20 protein-coding genes are annotated in these 20,146 nt (G+C 46.3%); all 20 read right to left on the bottom strand.

What is annotated here, in order from left to right; all coding sequences use genetic code 11:
• Positions 1-3: 3 nt before the first annotated feature.
• Complete coding sequence (locus tag F0261_RS02480; protein WP_216600681.1) at positions 4-2,901, bottom strand: hypothetical protein; 2,898 nt, start codon at positions 2,899-2,901, stop codon at positions 4-6.
• Positions 2,891-4,324: a hypothetical protein gene (locus F0261_RS02475; protein ID WP_171337147.1), complete on the bottom strand. Its 1,434-nt coding sequence runs from the start codon at positions 4,322-4,324 to the stop codon at positions 2,891-2,893. Before F0261_RS02475 ends, F0261_RS02480 begins: the two co-directional genes overlap by 11 nt.
• Positions 4,321-7,677, bottom strand: coding sequence for a phage tail protein (locus F0261_RS02470; RefSeq protein WP_171337146.1), 3,357 nt, complete (start codon positions 7,675-7,677; stop codon positions 4,321-4,323). Before F0261_RS02470 ends, F0261_RS02475 begins: the two co-directional genes overlap by 4 nt.
• A complete protein-coding gene (locus tag F0261_RS02465) occupies positions 7,665-8,081 on the bottom strand; it encodes a hypothetical protein (RefSeq protein WP_171337145.1) in 417 nt (138 codons plus the stop codon). Before F0261_RS02465 ends, F0261_RS02470 begins: the two co-directional genes overlap by 13 nt.
• Positions 8,078-8,719: a hypothetical protein gene (locus F0261_RS02460; RefSeq protein ID WP_171337144.1), complete on the bottom strand. Its 642-nt coding sequence runs from the start codon at positions 8,717-8,719 to the stop codon at positions 8,078-8,080. Before F0261_RS02460 ends, F0261_RS02465 begins: the two co-directional genes overlap by 4 nt.
• On the bottom strand, positions 8,716-9,327 hold the full coding sequence (locus F0261_RS02455; RefSeq protein ID WP_171337143.1) for a hypothetical protein: 612 nt from the start codon (positions 9,325-9,327) through the stop codon (positions 8,716-8,718). The genes F0261_RS02460 and F0261_RS02455 overlap by 4 nt, the downstream gene beginning before the upstream one ends.
• Complete coding sequence (locus F0261_RS02450) at positions 9,324-11,687, bottom strand: tape measure protein (RefSeq protein WP_171337142.1); 2,364 nt, start codon at positions 11,685-11,687, stop codon at positions 9,324-9,326. The genes F0261_RS02455 and F0261_RS02450 overlap by 4 nt, the downstream gene beginning before the upstream one ends.
• Positions 11,687-11,977 carry a hypothetical protein gene (locus F0261_RS02445; protein ID WP_014976434.1) on the bottom strand — a complete coding sequence of 97 codons (291 nt, stop codon included), beginning with the start codon at positions 11,975-11,977 and terminating at the stop codon, positions 11,687-11,689. Before F0261_RS02445 ends, F0261_RS02450 begins: the two co-directional genes overlap by 1 nt.
• Positions 11,978-11,994: 17 nt before the next feature.
• Positions 11,995-12,378: a hypothetical protein gene (locus tag F0261_RS02440; protein ID WP_014976435.1), complete on the bottom strand. Its 384-nt coding sequence runs from the start codon at positions 12,376-12,378 to the stop codon at positions 11,995-11,997.
• 93 nt (positions 12,379-12,471) lie between these two features.
• Complete coding sequence (locus F0261_RS02435; RefSeq protein WP_171337141.1) at positions 12,472-13,419, bottom strand: hypothetical protein; 948 nt, start codon at positions 13,417-13,419, stop codon at positions 12,472-12,474.
• The gene (locus F0261_RS02430) at positions 13,416-13,622 is read right to left on the bottom strand and encodes a hypothetical protein (protein ID WP_171337140.1); all 207 of its coding nucleotides are present in this window, start codon (positions 13,620-13,622) and stop codon (positions 13,416-13,418) included. The genes F0261_RS02435 and F0261_RS02430 overlap by 4 nt, the downstream gene beginning before the upstream one ends.
• Entirely contained in the window at positions 13,619-14,044 is a 426-nt protein-coding gene (locus F0261_RS02425; protein ID WP_171337139.1) for a hypothetical protein, read from the bottom strand. Before F0261_RS02425 ends, F0261_RS02430 begins: the two co-directional genes overlap by 4 nt.
• Complete coding sequence (locus tag F0261_RS02420) at positions 14,044-14,466, bottom strand: gp436 family protein (protein ID WP_014976439.1); 423 nt, start codon at positions 14,464-14,466, stop codon at positions 14,044-14,046. Before F0261_RS02420 ends, F0261_RS02425 begins: the two co-directional genes overlap by 1 nt.
• A gap of 23 nt (positions 14,467-14,489) precedes the next feature.
• Positions 14,490-14,840 carry a hypothetical protein gene (locus tag F0261_RS02415; RefSeq protein ID WP_171337138.1) on the bottom strand — a complete coding sequence of 117 codons (351 nt, stop codon included), beginning with the start codon at positions 14,838-14,840 and terminating at the stop codon, positions 14,490-14,492.
• 77 nt (positions 14,841-14,917) lie between these two features.
• On the bottom strand, positions 14,918-15,850 hold the full coding sequence (locus F0261_RS02410; protein ID WP_171337137.1) for a Mu-like prophage major head subunit gpT family protein: 933 nt from the start codon (positions 15,848-15,850) through the stop codon (positions 14,918-14,920).
• A 42-nt stretch (positions 15,851-15,892) separates the two neighbouring features.
• Complete coding sequence (locus F0261_RS02405) at positions 15,893-17,104, bottom strand: phage protease (protein WP_171337136.1); 1,212 nt, start codon at positions 17,102-17,104, stop codon at positions 15,893-15,895.
• A gap of 39 nt (positions 17,105-17,143) precedes the next feature.
• Positions 17,144-17,977 (bottom strand): hypothetical protein, encoded by an 834-nt coding sequence (locus F0261_RS02400; RefSeq protein WP_171337135.1) that lies wholly within the window; start codon positions 17,975-17,977, stop codon positions 17,144-17,146.
• A 97-nt stretch (positions 17,978-18,074) separates the two neighbouring features.
• On the bottom strand, positions 18,075-18,527 hold the full coding sequence (locus F0261_RS02395; RefSeq protein ID WP_171337134.1) for a phage virion morphogenesis protein: 453 nt from the start codon (positions 18,525-18,527) through the stop codon (positions 18,075-18,077).
• Between the two features lies 1 nt (position 18,528).
• Complete coding sequence (locus F0261_RS02390; RefSeq protein WP_014976445.1) at positions 18,529-18,726, bottom strand: hypothetical protein; 198 nt, start codon at positions 18,724-18,726, stop codon at positions 18,529-18,531.
• Positions 18,726-20,144 carry a phage minor head protein gene (locus F0261_RS02385; protein WP_171337133.1) on the bottom strand — a complete coding sequence of 473 codons (1,419 nt, stop codon included), beginning with the start codon at positions 20,142-20,144 and terminating at the stop codon, positions 18,726-18,728. The genes F0261_RS02390 and F0261_RS02385 overlap by 1 nt, the downstream gene beginning before the upstream one ends.
• Between the last annotated feature and the right edge of the window lie 2 nt (positions 20,145-20,146).

Raw genomic sequence — 20,146 nt, 5'->3', positions numbered from 1 at the left:
TCTCTATACTGTAATTGTAATTTCATTCGACCAGTTGCCAACTAGCGCACCATTAAGGCAACGACAACGGACTTTGTATGTGCCTGAAGAAAAGTTCAGTGAACGCTTAAAGCACCCAACTACACCGGGTAAACCAGTGTTAGGAACATCAAGAGTTTGCCAGTCTGCGCCAGCATTGCTCGAAAATTGAAACTCCATGTCTGTCATTGCCGCACGGTTTAAATCATTCAATGTGGGATATGTTTTTAAAACATGGACTAATTTGGGTCGAGTCCTTAACGGACTGAAGGTGCTGTAGGTACCAAAGCCTTTCGGCTGGTTCATTAGCTGCTCTTTGCTTACGCACCTAACGTTATCTACAGCGCAGTTCCAAATTTCGATATAGGGGCTTGAGTGGCTTGGATAGAAGACCTCACGAACTCCAGAAGTTCTAACAAATTCTGTATTACACACAGTAACTGAACCTTTGGAGTGGGATCGCAGCATTTTGCACCCGCCTTCGTATCGCGAGTAATTTATCTCACTTCGCTTTTTGAGATCCGTTACTCCATCCGAACTATTTCTAAAATCGTTTCCGTATATATGCGCAGAATATTTGAACGCGTCTTCGCCGTGGTAAGCACCATTAACTACAACGCAGTCGGAATTCCCGAACTGGGATTGGTAATCGCCGTAGTTAGAATCAAGCATCAAATCAACGGTGCAGAATAGTATTTGCTGCACTTTTACAAACGGGCCGTGCAAATCACCTACTATCGCCGTTTGCCAACGTTCGTTTGTGCCAGTGTATCCACCGAGGAAGTTCATTTTATAAACCTCGAGGGATTCTGCACCACGAAGGTTTACACCGTTCCTACGATTGCTTACCTCGACGTTTTCAAAAAGGTAATGTTTCGAAGAATCTGACGCTCTGTAACCGTCTTGTTCATTTTGCGCAAGTACGCCTGTTTTATAAACGTCAGCGGTATGAATGTATTTAAGACGAAGCACTGGCATTACATCGAACTCTAAATTGACGGTATTACCATTAACCGTTGCATTTAGTTCTGGTACTGCTGGGGTTTCGGTTCTAAGCAGCTTACGCACAAAAATATTTTGAACGTTGCCTTTGTAGTCAGAAGCCGTTACCTGTATTTGCGTGGCGTTAGCTGGCGCACGGATTAACCAAACTTCTGTACCTTCTAAACTATGGCTGTACTGGCCTACTGTGCTGCCAATTTTGGGTGTAACTGAACCGGCTTCGCTTCCTACCAACTTTAAAGAGATTTGATAAACCTCACCTTCTTCAAAATTGTAACTGGCACTTAGCGGGCTGCTTGTACGGTTTGCATAGTAGTTACCACCACTTTTAGACCAGCCAGAGCCACCAAACGCATCTGGTTGGACTACTTTTGCACCGACCTCTGGTGAAGGCAGTATTTTAAAGCGGTGCATGTAAATGAAGCTTTCAGTGCTATACCTGAAATAATCAATTGCTTCTTCTCCTGGGTCTAGGTGCAACCATACATCCAGAGGCATATATCGCAACGAACCATCGCCCGTGGGTACAACCCTTGCCCCGCTTGGTAAATCAATCTGGCTGCTGAATGCATTTTCAGCACCTTGCACCGACACGGCATTATCAAACTGGGGTATATGCATAAAAGGAAGTGATAGAGTCTTATTTGCATAAACAGGAAGCGTGTCGAGTGTTACATCAGCCTTTACACCGCGCCAACTTTCACCTTCGACTAACGTTACAGTTTCGTTGTAGAGTTCACCATTTACTGTGACGTTATTTAAAATAAATGTAGAGTTGCCTCGTGCATAAACAAATGGCAGAGGAGCCAGCGCTTTATAGTCACCACCATTGATAGTAATCGTAGAACCATCATGACCTACAATTACACCAAGACCGCTTGTTTCATCCAAATTACATCCGCAGTTATTAAGCTCACCGTCTTTTTCAAACTCGTAAGCAAAGCCATCACCTTGTACTCTCCGCGTCCATGACACCATACAATCACGAGCCGTAGAGGTTTCAGAAAAGTGAATACCTTTGCAGTCGTAGGTTGACGTTAAACCCTTAACGTCTACGGGGCATTCAAATCTAAACCCTTCAGCACTAAAACCTTGTGTATCTACGTATCGAACAATAGCTTCTCCACCCTGCTCTAAGTGAACACCGATAAAGGGGGTAGGGTTTTCAGAAAAGAGGTTGTTTTCATTAATTACCTTGCCACCAACAATCTCTATTTCGGAGTGGCCGGCTTTTACTGCGATACCTATATCGCCAGAACCGGTAATATCAAAGCCTTGCAATGAGATATTGCTAGAACCTAAAGGGATAATGAGCGCTTTTAGTGTTGTTTTAATCCACGTTAAGCTTCGTAAAACCCAATCAAACATACGATACCCGCCTGTATTTATCAGTCCTGCGTTACTCATAATCGCACCATGTATTTCAGTGCCACGATTGTCTTTAGTTAGTGTTAAAAGGTTTTGCGAGTCTTTAAGCTTTACACTGTAGAAGCGGTGGTAATCTGCGCTTAATAAGATGAAATTTGCAGGAGCGTTGATAATCCAAGGTGAGTGATTATCCAAGCTTGTGTCTATTTCGCTTTCACCAACTTGCAGGCCAAAGTAAAAAGAGAACCATGCTCCTTCTCTTGCCTCGTCGATATCAAAGTTCCATGGTGCTTTTCTGGGCGTCCAGTCGCGTATTTCTGAAGGATGCGCACCTATGTAGAAATTATCACCTCTCTCAAGTCTGAAGTTAGGATCATCCTCAGGAGAATTACTGTATACACGATGATAGATTTCATTCAAATCTTGAACAGGGTTACACTCAGACCAATCTTCGCCTTGTGTCCACCCTTGAGCGGTTTTTAAGTTCACATCAAAAAGGCGATTAATACTCATGAGCTGGAATCCTAATTCTTACTGCTTCAATGGTCATTGTTCCTGTAATAGCCCCATTTTTTCTTTTAAAGTAGATGCGTTCAGCTTCGGTTATGAAGCGATATGGCTCGGCGGCGTAAGCTATGTTTGGAGCGCTATTTGAAATAGTTATAGCCATGTCACGATTGAGAGAGTGAACAATGAGAATAATTTCAAAGCTATATTCGTCCGAGTTATCACCAAACAATCGAAGCGCATCCGTACCGCCGTCTGCATTAGTGACGGTATATCGCCTGAAGTCGTTCGGGTCTTGTTGCCAACTAGCTCCCATGTAATTCGGCGTTTGGGGAGTTATATCCTCCCCATACCAATGGTTATCGCTGCGCAGATAGAATGTTTTAAACGGGCTTCTTAGCGTGCCAAAAGCGACATCAAAATAGCCGTTTAAGTCACGATAGTATGAATGGTCAGAATCTAAAGAAGCCCATGAGTTATCGAGTTCTACGTAGTCAATAATTCCTTCAAAGTACTCGTTGTTGAACTCGCCTATTTTGTATAAATCAGTGACTGTAGTTTCGTATTCATGCCATTGATGATTCGCTAATGTGGGGTTATTAGGAAGCCCATTCCCGCCTACTCCCATCGGATATACGCGCATTTTTATGCTGCCCGTATAGGCCGAGTTAAGCCGAATGATTAAACCTCTCCAGAAGATCGCGAATTTTCTCGTCGCTATAGTTGTTGGAATCGTTAACCACTTATCTGTTAGAGATAGATGTACTAATCCGCGAACGTCATCAAATCTTATTTGGCGCTCATTGTTCGGGGAATCGCTGGGCAACTCTTCAGTTTTTTTCAGCGTCGGATAGTCACTTAGAAGATGAGTAAGGCTTTGGTTTTGACGAACCGGAGGGCTTAGGGCCTGTGTTCGTTTATTGTCCGTGTCGATATCATCTGGCAACTGCTCAACCGAAACCTTGCCACCAATCTCAGGGAAATTAGGGAAACGCTTCGCTGTCTCAGGGAGCACTTCATTTATATCCCCTTGTACTTGTACCCAAGTAGGCCACTGCGTAGCTGTTGGTGGTGGGTTTAAAATTGCTGTCCAACTAATTTCACCTACGGTACCAGGACCGTCACCATATGCTTCAGCTAGTCCGTTCTGTGCTTGTGTAAGTGAAGTGACAGCGTCCAATAGAGCACTGTTCTGACCAAGCGGTATGAGTGTTGCGCTTTTCTCTACGATATCATTTCCGCTATACGCAATTGCTAAAGTTAATGTTCTGTTCGTAGTGTCCCCACTAGTTACCAACCGCGGCCTGTCACCTGCAATAAAAATCACGCTACCCGGCACTACTGAGAAGTTTGAGTCATTGGTGTTTATTTGAATGACGTTATTGTTGTTACTAACACTAACGCTTGGGAACTCTCTCACTGCACTCATGAAGGCCGCTCCTCAACGCTGATAAGATTAAGGTTTTGCGTCTGGATGAATTGAATCACGTGGTACCGCTGCTGATTCACCACTCTTACTCGATATGAGAATGTGCCTTGGCTTGTGTTGGTGTCGGTGTAAGTAAAAGATGAGTTCGTCACCTCGTTTCGATTACAGAGACGCCCACTGGGGTCGTTAGATATTTCAGGCTCATGGATTTCACGGTATTGTAGTTCGCCAGTAACTTCATGTGATTGGACTTGCGTCCATCCACCGCCACCTAATGCGCGTTCAAGAATGATGGTGCAACTCGGTACAAAAGTTTCACCAGTTGGGCAATAACCGTCTTCTTGACTAAAACCACGCCAAGAAATGCCATAGCTAACTTGCTTGGGGTTTCCATTGGTTGTGAATGGACCAACTTCCACTGAAGGGTTAAGAGTTAGTAGTGTAGTGTCACCACCATTTATCAATTGGCCTGTGGTAACTGAGCCACCGAAGTACTCGTTACCATTTAAGTCGCGCCACCCTAGAGAGGCATTTTGTTTTGTTAAGGCGCCGTAGTCAGGCTCTCCGTTTTGATCAAGAATCGGGCTTCCTTTCCATATCCATAAGTTGTCTGGACCGAAGCCAGACGGGTCTTCTACTTCCATAACATTGGGTAAAACGACGAGCTTTCTAGCTGCACGCATTGTGCCTTTAAACTCTGTGTTAGCGCCTATTTCAAGTCGCCCACTAATAGTGTTTAACCAGAAAAAGACTTCACCTGCAGTGCTGGCAAATCGCAGGTTATCCATGTAAAGCAGAATGTCGCTGTCGCCATTACCGCCCTGTATACTTAGCCCGGTGAAATTTTCGTTTTCATCTACAACGCCAAGGTAATAAGTGCCGCCTAATTCGCCTAGTTGAGTCTCAAGTGCTTGCATGAAGTTGATGACTGATAGTTCGTCACCATCTTTGTTTTGCACTTTCACTTCGTCAAATGCTCGAACTAGGGGCGCACCGACTATCCAATCGCCGTTTTCATCTTCATAACCGATATTCACCTCCTTGAACTCGGTAAATTGTGCCGAAACGGTTTTGGTACCTACTTTCTGCTTAAGGCCAATTATCTCTGTGCTGTTGATTTGATTAGCACTTACCGCTTCGGTAACGTTGTATATAAGCTGCTGATAGTCGTCGCCTTGTTCGCTGGTTTGCGTGCTCCAATACTCCACGTCATTAGTGATAGCATCGATATGATCTCCCAGTGCCGCTGGTAAACCGGGCCATTGAATTCGAGATATAATTTCTGGGTCTACTCTGTCGAACGTTGTACCTATCAAATCGGCCACGCTGAAGCTTAGCCAATTCGGGTCTACTTGGTCGCCATCAATAAGCCGATACCAAACATAGATAATGCCGTCGTGTGGGGTGTTTGTAATAGTAACGGTGTCGCCTTTACCCATATAAATGGCGCTATCGAAATGTTCCTGCTCATCGCCATCATAGGAGTACTTCCATTCATAAGTTGCGTTGTTATGGGGAAGAGTAGGGCCGTTAATCACAATGCGACCAGGCAACACATTTACTACCACACCTTGTGTGGGCGTCGACGGTACTCCAATAGTAATGTCTCGTCCGATGCCTGGACTGGTTCTAAATCGGTTTCGCGCAGATACCGCGACGGTATAAACGCCAACAGGCAAGTGCGCTAAGCTCTGAGCTCTGTTTGCAGGCGTAAATGTTAGTTGAGTCTCGGGTGTTTGGCTGTCTTTGTTGCTGACTGAAACAACATAGCTGATCACGTTAGCCGGCGATGGATGGTCCCACGTTAAAACACCTTGTCGCCAGCTGTCATTTGGGGTGGTTGTCCACTGTAAATTTTCAGGAGCCTGGACAACGGTAGCATCTGGCAAAGATGTGTTTGGCGTTAAGTCTCCTTCAGCAGCTTCAAAGCTGTCAGGGTAAATCTGCGGGCCATCTTCTATTAGCTGCAGTTTGGTCTGATGTTTTTCAGTATCAAAGTCTCTGTCTTCAACAGTAAACTCCTTACTCACGCCTGTTTCGACATCAACAAACTTTATACATGTACCAGGAATGATATCTAGCCTAACACCCGGGACAATATGTGTAGCCATAAAACCCGCGCGGCTACGTTCCATTGCTAGCTTACCTATTCGCTGCGCTTGATGGTCGCGGGTTATTAGCGTGAAGCGCAGGTTTGACTCTAAGTAAGCACCGTCGTTTTCGCGGTACTCGGCGCTCTTTACCACAGGGGCATTGGTCATTTGCCACTTGTGATTTGGGCTAACAAACTCGGTTTTGACCGTGTTAATTTTTTCTTTGTAAGGGCGATGAGGGCGGTACTCTGGGAACGTCATTGAGTCGTTATCTACGTCAATGACTATTGTTGCTGGGCCAGCATACATAGCGGGCTTAAAGTAGACGACACCACCTACACGATAGGGTTTGCCTCCCATACACGCCATAATTTGATTAAGCATGTCTTGTTGGCGCATGCCATTGTTTAAAACACCGTTAACCTCAAAGCGCGTTCCTGTTTGCTCATTGCCCCCTGCGTCTCTATAGATAGCCTGTTCATCGCAGTAGTTGGCGGTAACAGCAATAAAGTCCATAGGGAGGCGTCGACGCGGAACGGGCTTTGCGCCGTAACGGCGTAAGCAGTCGTAACTACATAGCGATGGGTTGCTTGACCACTCCCATGTTGATTCATCATCGAAGCGGTGCTCGCCATCACCACCTTGCGTCGTGTCTTTTCTGGGGTCGTAAACCTTGTGGCCACGAACAACGAATTTAATTTCGTTTAGCCCGCTCGGGAACGCTTCATCATCAACTTTAATTTTCAACGTCACGTAGGTTTGGTTTACGCCTATATGTTCCGATGTCCACCCACTGATATATTGGTTAGCAAGTGGGCACACTGTGGTTTGGTCGCCTAAATAGATTCGGCTGGAAACTAACCCTGAAAGCTCACTCTTTGGCTTCCCCTCTATTTCATAAATATCTACGCTCTCACACGGATGACCAACAAGGTGAAGCACCATTATGTGGTAGTCATCACCACCGATAGTGGGCTTGGCATAGCCGACGATTTTGCCGCCTACTAGCGCCTCGCCATACACTATTTTTCTTACATCGTTAGCGTTGGTATTTAATGACTGGTCAGTGGCAGGGTCAGATGCATAGTCGCCCATATCGGGTGTAAGGGCATCACCCAGAAAATGCGTTACTGCAGCTCCGCCAACGCCAATTGCTACTGCACTTAGTGCAGCTGAAAGACCAACACCTAAAACCGTAACCGAAGCGCCTACCGCTGCGGCTCCCAACCCTAATGCAACGCCGACAGCTACTGGTGGCATGGCACACTCCAACACCCTAACGCGCGATTTAATGGCATAGTGGCAAGGCCATTTAGTGTCGCCACCCAAATTTTACCGCTAGCAACGACCCCTAAGGCATCACCCGTGTCGGTTTCAACAAGCACCAAGTCACCGCGACCTGCGTTTAAACGGGGTTTAAGCGGACCAAATATGGCATTTAACGTACTTTTAATATCGCCATGGCCATATTTAATTAATGCCTTGGCTGCCCCTTTTTCGGTGGTGTATTTACCTCTAAACGGTTCGGCAAAATCTTTTCCTGTCATCGCGTGAACAGCATTTGCAGCGAACAAGCAGCAATCAAACGTGCCCCACTTAAACGGGGTGTCTAAATTCTCTTGCAGGTAAGTGACAAGCTTTTCTGGCCAATTCTTATTTCTCATCTTTGGTGGGCTCCGCTTCTACCGCGCGTTGAACGTCTACCGCCACCGCCGTAATTTGTCTTAACTGGAAGACTGGAAAGAGGGGAGCCTGCGATCACTTCTACAAGGTCAAAAAATCGGTCTCCCGGGTGAAGTTCTTGTTGCGCTGCATCGGTGGTTTTTACCACTTCGACAGGTTGAGCCCATCGCTCGAACCAGTCGTTAATCGTAATTTTGATAACCGCAGGTTTGTTCGCTGCGCGTTTACCTGTGATAACTTTTAGGTCAACCATTTCTGCATCGATAAAATAGTCAGCGCCTTCTGTTATTTGGCGGTTCTCATCGAACGCCACTAAATGGATGAAACACTCGCGGCCGTTGGGGTCTTCGTTCATGACTTCACTGAGCAACGATGGGTCACGCACAACAAGTGAAAGCGTGGTTCTGTTACCACTTTGGCTCGCGTTTTCTCTAACTCTGCCAATGCTGCCAAGCTCGCCTATGCCTAGATAGGTCTGCCCGTTATAAACGCGGGAGCCCACACCTGTGTGAACTCGTACCCAGCCAGACTTAAAGTTTAGTTCTGCAAAGGCGAGCAAGCGCGACGGGCTGGCTTGCGCGGCTTCTAACATAGTGGGTGAAATAGCGCTCTCAATCATGTAAATGCCTCTTCAAAATCAAGCGTAATATTGCGGTACAAACGGCGGTTGCCAGACAGCTGCTGTATTTGTTCTGGTTTAATCCATCGCGCGATGGTTTTAAGCGAAGAAACATCGCTTTGGATAACACTGTTGTCTGTGGCGGGTTCGCGTAATTCGTTTGTAAAGTAAAGCGTGGTGCGTCCAAACTCATCGGCATAGCAGTCTTGCCTAATCTCAAGCAGCTGCTCGCCAATCACACAGCGGTCCATTGCACTTGCAACCAAAAGGTTTGGTACAAACCCATCGGCGTTTAACATCATGCCGTACTGGCCTGCACCATTTACTCTAGGAACGCCTGCCCACAATCCGCTTTGTTGATTAAAGGTTGTGTCGTACAAACGCGTTTTATTAACAGGGCCGCGCAAGTGAGCTAAGTGCGCCTTCAGCACCTTACATTCTTCAAATGTCAGCACTGAAAACTTGTAAGAAACAATCCATCGTTCGCCTGGGTTCTCGACAATATGCTCAAAACCGTTAAATGAACTTCTGTTCATTTTGGTATTGAACTGAGGAACAAACAGGCAACGGCTAACGGGAAGTTGAGGAAAATCAAAAATCTCATTCATGCGGCCATCGTCCCACTTAAGCTTTGCGATAATTCGCCACCATTAGAAAAGTCTTCTCGCAACTGGGCTTGCCACTGCAGCTGCGCCATTTCCACGCTCTCGCGTATTTTTTCTTCCATGCCTGGTACTGCATTTGTTGCGTCTATGTTGTTGGTGATATAGAACACTCTTGAACCGCCACTCCTTCCGCCCGGTGCTCGTGAATCATTTGAGGCGACCATGTTTTCAAAACTACGACGTTGTTGAGGGTTGAGTACCATCTCGTCGTTTCTAAGCCACCAAGTTCCCTCTCTGACATTCTTATCTAAGCCGCCGTGCGCTTGGCCTTGCATTGTGACGCCTTTAATATTCGCAATTAGGCTTGCTCCAGTTGCTGCGGCGTTGGCCATTGCGGGAAGGTTGGCGGGAAATGGCAACGCCATGGCATTACTGATAGCGGTAGATAAATTCATGACGCCTTGCGCAATAGCAAAACCTTTACTAATGGCAAAAAGAACTTTATAGGCTTTTGATTGCTCACCCGCGAAAGACCCTGCGAGACTTGCGAGGCCGTCAAATATTTGTGCTGAGCTACTTAGTATTAAATTAGATTTTTGAGCTTCTAGCGCCTGTACTTGGCTGAGATGCTTTTTACGAGCCGCGAAAATTAAGTCTAAACCTTGCTGCTCGGTGATTTTCTTTTGTTCCATCGCTTCAGCAATGATCGCCATTTCATTCTGCGCGTTGATGCGAAGTGCTTCTTCACGAGTGGCGAACTTAAGCCTAAGCTTCTCATACTCACTGTTTTGCTCTTCGGGCGTTGATGTTCTTTCTTCAGGAACGAAAGGTTCTGGTGCGTTGAAGCTGTTATCGTTGGCCGCTGGCCTTTGAAGCCTGAACTCTGCGAGAGACCTAGCAGCTGCCAGCTGCTCATTCATTGCGTTAATTGCGCCATCTCGCTCTGCAAAAACATCCTGTAGAACTTGATCTCTCGCTTGGTTTGAAGCAGCAATTCGAGCCTTTGCAGTCTCTTTTGCTTTTTCAGTTACCCTGTCATAGGTTCCATCAATGCGGGACAGCTCACCATCTAAATTAAATGAATCTCCATCAAAGGGGTTGAGTACATCCACTAGCTCGCTCGCATATGCGCCAGCCTTTTTTATAAGTCGCTGTAACTCTAATAAAACCGTGTCTCTAAATAGACCAGCGTATGTTTTAGCTACTCTTTCCAGATTGGCTAACTCGACAGTTAGTATCTGAACCATTCCTTTAATGTTCTGAGGGAAATACTTAAATGCATCAGCAAGCAATCCAAGCGTTTCTTCAGTGATCGCTTTTGCTGCTAAAACTTGTAGTGGGAATTGATTAACTGCACCTATAGCCAAGTCAATCGAATCAAAAACAGAATCTGCCCAGCCCGACCATGCTCCAGCGTAAGCTGACAAATAGGCGACCATCTCTCCGCTGGCTACGATAGAAGTTAAACTCCCAAGGGCTTCACCAATTCCAGAAATAGTATTTGTTAGTCCGCCAAAATCGTTTGATGCTTTGTTTACTTCTGATACCAGTGTCTTGAAGTTGTTTGAAACAACAGTCATTGCTTGACTGGCGGTAGGTGCCATCTTTCCAAATTCTGTGTTTATGGCTTCAGATTGGTTAATTAGCGCAGCTATAAGCTTCTGGCTAGTTAACTCACCGTTTTCAGCCATTTCTCTTAGTTCACCAGTTGTAACACCTAACTGCGTGGAGAGCGCCTCCATAAGTCGTGGAGCTTGCTCGGCAACGCTATTAAACTCATCGCCTCTAAAAGCGCCTGAAGCCAATGCTTGAGCTAATTGCCGAGTAGATCCCTCAGCCTCTTGAGTTGATGCTCCACTTATAACAAAAGACTGGTTCACCGCTCGTGTGACTGCTAGCAATTGATTTTGGCTTACGTTTAAGTCTTGTGTGGCTCTCGTCATTTTTGCAAAGAGCTCAGTGGTTGCAGCAATATCTGAAAATGTTCTGTTAGATAGTTGCAGCAGCTCCTTTTGAACTGCAACTCTTTCTTTTTCCGATTTAGTTATCAACCTCACTTGGTTATCGAGACGTTTCATTTCATCCGAGAAGCGGATGACATCCCCAATTCCCATTGCAGCGATTAATCCTGCGATACCACCTGTTAAAAGGTTAACAGGTGAAAACATTGTCCTAATATTTGCAGTAAGTTGACCTTTTGCAGCAGAGAGACCTGCAACCTGGGCGCTTGTTCGTTGGGCTTGATTGCCAGATTGGCGAGTTGTATTAGTGAATTTTTCTTGAGCTGTGCGAGCACGTTGTGTCTCACTTACTAAGCCACTTGCGTCACCCCTTAACCGAATACCAGTTACTATTTCACTCATTACTTACTCATCGTGCAAATTTTTGTGATTTCATCTGCGAATGTTCGACCCATTATTCGAAGTCCTTTGTATTGTTGACTCGTAAATTCGCGACCCGACATAAACGCATCATCGCGGACGGCTTTAACATCAAGACCAAGGCAAACATTTTGATTCCACAAATACAGGTCTTCTGTCTCAATGAACCACTCGACGATAGGCCAGTTTTCCTCTAGAACTTCATAACGCTCGTCCGAGCGCATTACTTTGTTCAACTCTCCTAAATGGCTCGATAATCCGAGCTCCTGCATTTGCTCAGTTAGGGCATCTATCTCTTTTTGCGGGTTTTGCGGCCCGACTGCCCAGTGCCTGGCTGCCCCTTCAAGTTTTTTGCTACGATTCCCGTGGCTGCTTCGTGGTATGCGTTAATGAAGCCCATTCGCACATATGCTGCACTTTTAAATAAAGCTTCTTTTGTTTTTGCGGTACAGGGGAGTGGTTTTCCGTCTTCATCTTGAATGTCACTACCAAATGCAGTGACGACACGAACACAGAATTTAACGTCATCGCCAATGAGCTTGTCGTACTCGTCTTGATTTAAAACCTCAAAACTTGCAGTGCATTTTTGAGATTCGGTATGGCCGCCATCAATTGGTACTTCAATTGATACAGGCCATTCGATTTCACGTTTTTTCGCTAAGATAAATGGCATGGTTGATTCTCAAACAGAGTTGCCATCCCTGGCGGTGAGTAAATCGCTGACTCCTTTGCTCAGCGCTTTTATCGCCCTGCGGGGCACGTTGTATTAGCTGGTCTTGATGATACTGTGATGGCCTTTGATAACCCTGAAACCACAATCCCAAGCTTGCTTGCCTTTAATAGCGGTAGGCTTAACCGTTAAGATTTGGATACCTGAACTCGACTGTTCAAACACTTCTCCATTGGCTACGCCGTGGGTAAATGTAAATGGAACAAGTGTTGAAGTTCGCATTAAGGCGAAGGGGTCGAAAGTTGACAGTGCTGGGCTTTCAATAATGAACTTTCCTTCTTCGCTCCAACTTTCAATAAACACTTGGTTTTGCTCAGTTCCCTCGTCATGTTCAACATTATGATTGTCGGCAAGCTCATACTCATAGAGGTTGAGAGCTTGAGCATCCAAAGTAAATTTGGTGTTGGAATTACTTAGTGGGAGAGGATCCTGAAATCCGCTGAAATCTGGTTGAGGTGGCAGGCCCTCGATGGTTTCGCCGTAGATTCCTTTAACCTCAAAAGTTAGGTATCCCAGTTCGTTTATTTTTCCAGCGACGGTAAGGGATGATTTTCCTGCAAGCAAAATGTGATACATCCCTTCCCAATAAAAGTAGAACGTACCGTCTTGCTCTTCCGATGCATTGAGAACCCGGTTATGGGTCACTTCATTGGCAACATCGGTTTTTTCGTCACGCATTGCCGTTTGCAGGATTGCGCTGTATGCAGCTGCGCTTGATGCATCACCAGAGCCCGCTATTTCCACAGGGATGGTAAGTGTCATCATTTCACCAGCGTGTATAACCTTCTCTCCACCTTGCTCACCCGTATCTAAATCACGTGTAATTTGTTCGCTCTGATAAGGATCAACCGCCAACCCTTTGGTAAGTATCGCAAGAGGTTGTGCGCCAGCAGCGATATAGTCAGCGCCTTTTGTGTCGCTGTCTCTGCGAAGCGCCATCACTACAAATTTTTTGTCGTGTCTAAACCCTGGAGTGATACTCATGATTTCTTCTCCTGTGCTTTTGGCTGCGCTTTGGTTTCAATTGGGCGGTCTTCAACAACCACGACTTTTAGCTTTGGATGTGCACTAATTTGTGCGCGTTTGCCGTCGCTTAGCTCACCCGTTTTAAACTTGTTTTCACCAGGCTTAAACGTAACGGCTGCGCGCGTAATATCGTTGTCGCTGGCATTGGTCACTATGATCATGTTGCATTTCCTCTGTACCAGGTATTGGTTGAAAATCTGTCTATCCACCAAAGACCATCGTTGGTGAAACCGATAAGGTCGCCATTCCCCAAAATAACGCGTTCGTGCTCGTTGTCAGGTTTCCAACCAAACAAGCTTTCACGCAGTGTATTGCGCAGGCTTTCAAGCTCTGCAAGCGTTCGCTCGCCTGTAGGGTCGTTAATGGCACGTAATCCAATGACTACACCAAACGTCACGATAAACTCTTGCAGCGGACGGCCCATATCGACATCACGGCTATTTGTCATGGGTCGATTGCTGACTGGCACGACAAACGCGGCGCTATTGCGATGCAGTGGTTGGCTCATTGCTTTTCGCACGTTGGCGGCGGTGCCAACCTCGTCGAACAGGCTGGCAATACGGGGTTTAACCAAATTCAGCATCAAATAAACCCCTTTGAGTTGCGACGGCTAAACACGCCTTCCTCACTCTGAATTTGTATCTGGTCGTCAGATGCGGGCGACTCGTTGCTATCTGATAGACCTAACCGCACTTCGCCTTTTCCCACCGACTTCAAAAAGTCCATTGCCGCCTTGTTATTCTTATCGACGGTTTCAGGAACGGTGTGGTCGTACATATTGAACCTGGCGATGTCAGCGCATATTTTAATTAGCACGCTAGGCACAACATTAAGGGGCAGGGTGTAACGCCCACCCAAATAGCCATCAATCAAGTCACTGGCATCCTCTATGGCTGCACTCACTGCTTGCTCGTCAATAAAGCCGTTATTGTCGCGGTCAGTAAGACGTAACAGTTCATCGGCTCCGTAACGGTCAATTAAGTTGTCAGTTGTGCAATACGCCATAGTGATGCTCCGACTAGCGCTAATTAGGCGCTAGCACCCGTGTCTTTGGTTGTGCTTGCTTTACTCGTTGCTTTCGTTCCCGTCGACTTGGTAGGTTCGGTTTGCGAGGCAGTCTTTTTTTCTTTCGTCTTTTCTTCAGCGGCGGAAGCGGTGAGCGCGGCAGAGATAAGTGAGGTATCAACGCCTTCTGGGATGGCATCGGACTGCACTTCGCGGACAGACAGCTTTTTCTCTTTGTGAATGTCGTTAAGTTGTTCTTCTGTAAAGTAACCTTCAGGGAAGGCTTTTCCAGCGTCAGTAAAGGTTGTGCCGGCACGACGAAAGGAAGGCACACTTGCGGTAATAATTAATGAGACAATAGCGAGTTTTGACATAACGTTTCTCCAAAACAACTGGCCTTTATTTAAAAGCCAGTTGTAGTAGTTGTAGTGATTGTTAAGGTTCTAGGTAATTAAGCTTGAAGGTAATCGGGGTTTAGTACCGTAAACTTGCCTTTGAGCTCGTTACTTACCGTCACACCGCCATCATCAATTTGTTCGCGCTCGTTAATCTTGGTAGCGTGTTCGTGTAGTGAGGATGGTACGACTAGCGTTAACCCGTTCTTACCTAAACCTAACGGACGGCCACCGTCTGCTTTAAAGCTGCGGAACTTGTTGATGGCTTCCCAAAGGGTTGCTGGAGTCAGTTCTTTCTTAACCCCGATAGCCATTTGCCAGAAGCCGTAGCCCACATTGCAGCGACAATCTACGCCATAGCGGAAAACCTTATTCATGAATACTTGTTCATCGTTAGGGTTATCCATAGCGACAAATTGCATACCCTTGCGCTCTTGGAAGATAAGCGGCTTTAAGCTTCGCGATGTGTCTAACAGATACCAGGCATCACCTGTGTAACCAGGATCAATGATTGCGTTAGAAAACGAGATATCTGTACCACTGCCATCTACTTCAGAATTCACTGGGTGGTCGGTGTCAAAGAAGTACTGCCCGTCGTAACAGGTAGACGTGAAGCCAGCACCTAGTAAAGGAAATATCAGTTCGTCTGGGAATACTAATGAGGCGTAACCCATTTCGTCCATCATGGGCGAATAAACGCCTAAGTTGTCATCTTCGATATCGTCTCTGTCAACCGCCACAGTTGATTCAAAGGCCTTATTGGTGATGGTGTAACCGTGCTCTTTAAGTGATTTAAGCTGACGCTCGCCAATCCATTCACGGAAGCCCGGCCATTGCCCTAACCAGCCGTAGGTGTTCGATTTGGTTGAGGATGGAACGATGGTGGCCACGGCATTGTACATCGGCATGCCACGGGTTTTACCGTCTTCGAAGTTTTTACGAAACCCAGTGCGGATTGCGTTTAATACAGGTGAGGTAATAATAGCCATGTGCTTTATTTCTCCAAATTAAGTGTGTGGTTAGGCGTAGAGCTAGTCTTTCTTAAGCTCGGTGGCGTAGTCCTCGTGGGAAATGCCCAGTTGGTCTGCTACAAGCTTTTGGTCAGCGGTAAGGGCCGCAACGGCGTTTTGGTCTTCACCGTCTGGTTTCTTTTCTTTGGTTTGTTTACCACCAAAGGCTTCCACGCTTGCGCGGCCATCAAGCTGTGCCTTAAGCGCTGCCATGCTACTTTTGCCCAGGCTACGTAAGTAAGGCAGCTCTGCTTGCGCCACGAACTTGCCGTCTTTTTGAGCCTGTTCAATAAGCTGGTCGACAGTTACCGCACTGTGGTTTGCCGATAACGCTGCTAGCTCTGCTACCACGCCGTTATAGGTTTCAATAGGCACATACTCGGCTGGGTTAATACCTTCTTTGGCTTGCTCAACTTTTGCCGTAAGCGCGGCAATTTGTTGGTCGCTTTCCGCTGCGCCGTCTAACTTGGACTTAATTTCGTCAAGCTTGGCTTTCACACCTGGCTTAGTTAACTGTGCATGTAATGCAGCAGCATCAATGTCGGTAGATGGGGTAGTAATACCCAGCAGATTAAATAGCAGGGCTAATGCTTCGTTCATGGGCGTAGGCTCCGATGGTTGGTTATTAACGTTTGCATGAAGGGCGGCAGCTTGACTCATGCCCTTTACTGCTGGGTCATTAGTGAGTGCGGCGCTGTGAAGGTCTAACACTTCACCTGTGTGTTTGTTGTAAATGACGACGGGAGAGTAGTATTTGTATTCACCCTCTTTGATGTGCTTTCGCGCGGTGGGCGTGAAATTAAGCTGAGCAAATAAGCCTTTGTCTTCTCGCCATTCGAATTTATTACCCCATGCACTGGCAGGGGCTTTAGAACCGTTCTCTTTGGCAAGTAGGGTTTGGTGGTCGTAGTCGACAAGCAGCTGCTCGCCCGCATCAGCTCGCGTATTTAATTTCGCGGCGAGGGCTTCGCCTTTGGCATTATCGATGCGCCACTTATTACCAGGCACTTCAGTAGGGCGGCCATCATAGGCAGCGAAGTCAGCTCCCGGGAGTATTTGTTGCCAGGGCTGTTCTATATCAATTGAAAAGGTACAAGCAGCAACGCCAAGTGGAGACTCAGCGTTGTCCGACTGGTTCGATAGGGCAGCAAAGGACACGGCTGCTGCTAGCGTTGTCGCTACATGGCGGCCTCCAAGTACTGAAGATGTAAGTGTGGTTAATTGTTTTTTCATAGCCCGACCAGTATGTCGGGCTATAGGGGAGGAAGGGGATTAGTCTAGGTTTGGGGTGTCGTTAGCTAGCATAATCGTCTGTTCACAATGATGAATGATAGCATTCAAGACTGAGGTTATGGGTAAAACAGTATCTTCAATTTCAAGTGATTCTATCTGACGCTCTACATTTTGAAGCGATTCATGAAAACGCTCTAATCGACCGAGATAAAGAAGGTTATTAACACCAAGCTTTTGATATTCCTCAGCGAAAAAATAAATTTCGGTTGCGTATCGTACAGTAGAATTCAGTGCGATATTCAAATTATCTAGAAGCACCTGGTCTTTAGGGGAAAATAATATGTCTCTTATGACGTCAGCCTTTTGCTCTAAAGTTTCTAGGGTCAAGTATATGGTTCCGTCCGATTTGCTTACACCATCTCCTAATCTTAAAGCTTCCCTGTATGCATCTCCGTCCTTCGAGATAGTTAGAAAGCTGTTCGACAGAGAGTCATGATAATTCGCGACTGCGCTATCAAATTCTTTATAAGTCTTCTCATAAATATCCACTGCTTGGTTATGTTTCATGGTTTCTTTATGAATTTCCGCAGTGGCTCTTAGCTCGGCAGCGGTCGAATTAAGCTCACTGCGTTGGTATCTAAGCTGGCGAAGCAAAAGCAAAATGGTAAGGAAAGAAAGCATTGGGTTTAAGATGCCACCGAAGAAATCGCCAAATGCGCCGAAGTCACCCTGATCACCAAAACCACTGTGAAAATTGAAAAAGTATGCCGCTAACATCAATATGGCGATGGGTACTGCGAAATAGGGGAAATAATGAATTATTTTATCTAACGTTGAGTTTTCGTCTTCGACAAGGGGCTTCCCTTCGCTCATTGCTGTTTAAATCCTTTCAGAAGTGTTTAAGTTTTTTAATTGGTAACTTTGCTCGTCTAATCAACAAAGTCGCCTTAGGATGTCTTACAGGGCGCTTTTATGCAATAGCATCTTTTAAGTGGTCTTGCAGTATTTCAACAATCTCGTCTGCATCTCTCCACGGCCCAGTTGTGAGACCTAAGAACGGCCTAGCGGGTATGCCGTCTTCTTCTCTACCGAATTGGTGCGTGGCGGCGTATTCTTGGTTGCTTCCGAATGTGAGTACTCTTCCCGTTATCTGATAGGTTAACAAATCACGCATGGTACCGGATTGCTGCAGTATCCTATCTTCGCCACCTTTTCGTGCTAACGTCTCTGGCGCAAGCGGTTCCCACTGTTCACCATTGGGCGCTAGCTCAAGCTTAAAACGTTCTTGGGTTGCTTCTATCAGATATTCACCGATTTCCGCGAACGCTGGCTCTAAGTCAGTTCCTGCCCTGGCAATGCGAGAAAGCAACGCATTTATCTCACCACTGCCATAAGCACGAACTGTAATGAAGCTGCCAGCCATATTAATCTGCCTGCAGCACTAGGTTAGAAAGAAGATCACCAAACATGGCTTTTTCATGTTCAGGGGCTTTTTTCATTAGCGCTTCAATACGCGCTTGCTTTTCTGCAGTTGGTACCGACGATTGAAGCACTTGCTGTGCGTCACGCAGCTGCTCGCTTTCTTCTTTATGGCCAGCGTTAATTTTGTCGAAAATACTCATTACAGTAGTTCCCCCATTAGTTCGTCGAAGTATGCGACTATCGCTGGATAGTGCGTTTCAAGCATGGCGCGATTAAGCGCCCATGCGGCAAAGTGCTCGGCATGCCATTCCATGGTGTCTTGCATACTGTAAGTGGTAATACTCTCATTTAAGCCAAGTGTAGGAATATCCATGCGCATGGCCTGAAATTGAACTTGGTGTCCCATTTCATGAAGCCATGTGATTATTGCGCCACCATGATCACCACTGTCTGTATAGTGCCTTACAATATGCGACAGTGACCATTGCCGCTTGCCAGCCTGTAAAGCGAGTATTGCCGCCTCTACCGCATTGGTTAAGTCGGTAATGTCGGCAATTTTATTTAAGTTTACACCTGTTTTGGCTTTTACGACGACGTGTTTCCAAGCAAGTGCTGTGTAACCATTTGCACGTCGTGCGGTGTTACTGGGTACAGGCCAATGGCCATTGGCTTTTGATATTGGGACATTTAAATAACTGGTAATGTCCTCTTCCAACTCTTTGGCTTTCTTGCTTCCACGCACCATTTCAGTCGGTTTAAGAAACAAGGTCTTCATACCGTAGGTAGTAATGAAATCGGTCACTTGGCGCATTTGTGGTTGCGCCTGGCTCAATTCTGAAATGACCTTGTTTAACCCATGAATGGTTACATTTTTATTCGTTGAGTAAGCACTAGGTACCACACGTTCAGGAAGGCGCTCTTTTAGTGGTGGCTTTGAAAGTTGCTGCTGGCGCAATACATCGGCTTGCGATTTTGAGCCAGGCGAATAATCGAAACCAGGGTCGATACCTACTGGCACATAATGTACTTCACCTGTTCTCTTATCTACCCATTCACGCGTCTCAATAACGGGCTCTTTGCTTAACTTCAGGCCTTTTCGCTGAATGCTTCTGGCTGTCTCACCAAACACTTTGCATTTACAGCCCCAGCCGTTTTGGGGAAACCAGGTAAGCCAGAACGGCGACTCTTTAGGTAAAATGGTACCGTCTTTACTTTGGTGATGTGGGCGAGGGTAGCGACTATCCCCGTGCGCGTAGCGCCAAATCGGAAAGTTCTGCAGCTGCTGGAAGCGCCCCGCATTATAAGCTTGGCGCATGTTTGTGTCATAAATGATATTAGCTCGCCATGCGGCACTGCCTGTGTGTTCCCATCCATGCTTTTTAACCAGGTGTTTAAACTCTTTTTGAAACCAGCTTAAACTTTTACCCTCTGCTATTGCGCTGTCTACCATTTGGCGAATGTCGGCCAACAAATCCGTTTTCGTTGCGCCAGCCACCATAAAAGCGTTATTGTGCTGTTCACGCCACACATCAGCCCAGCGTTCGCTGGGCATGTTCAACTTGTTTCTAAAGTGGGTGATGGCTTCAGAAAACTTCTGAGGGCCGTACTGGGCAGGCATAA

Source organism: Alteromonas sp. 07-89-2, assembly GCF_013113925.1.
Taxonomy (GTDB): domain Bacteria; phylum Pseudomonadota; class Gammaproteobacteria; order Enterobacterales; family Alteromonadaceae; genus Alteromonas; species Alteromonas macleodii.
The sequence above is the reverse complement of the archived record's forward strand: the minus strand, read 5'-3'. Positions and strand labels throughout refer to the sequence as shown.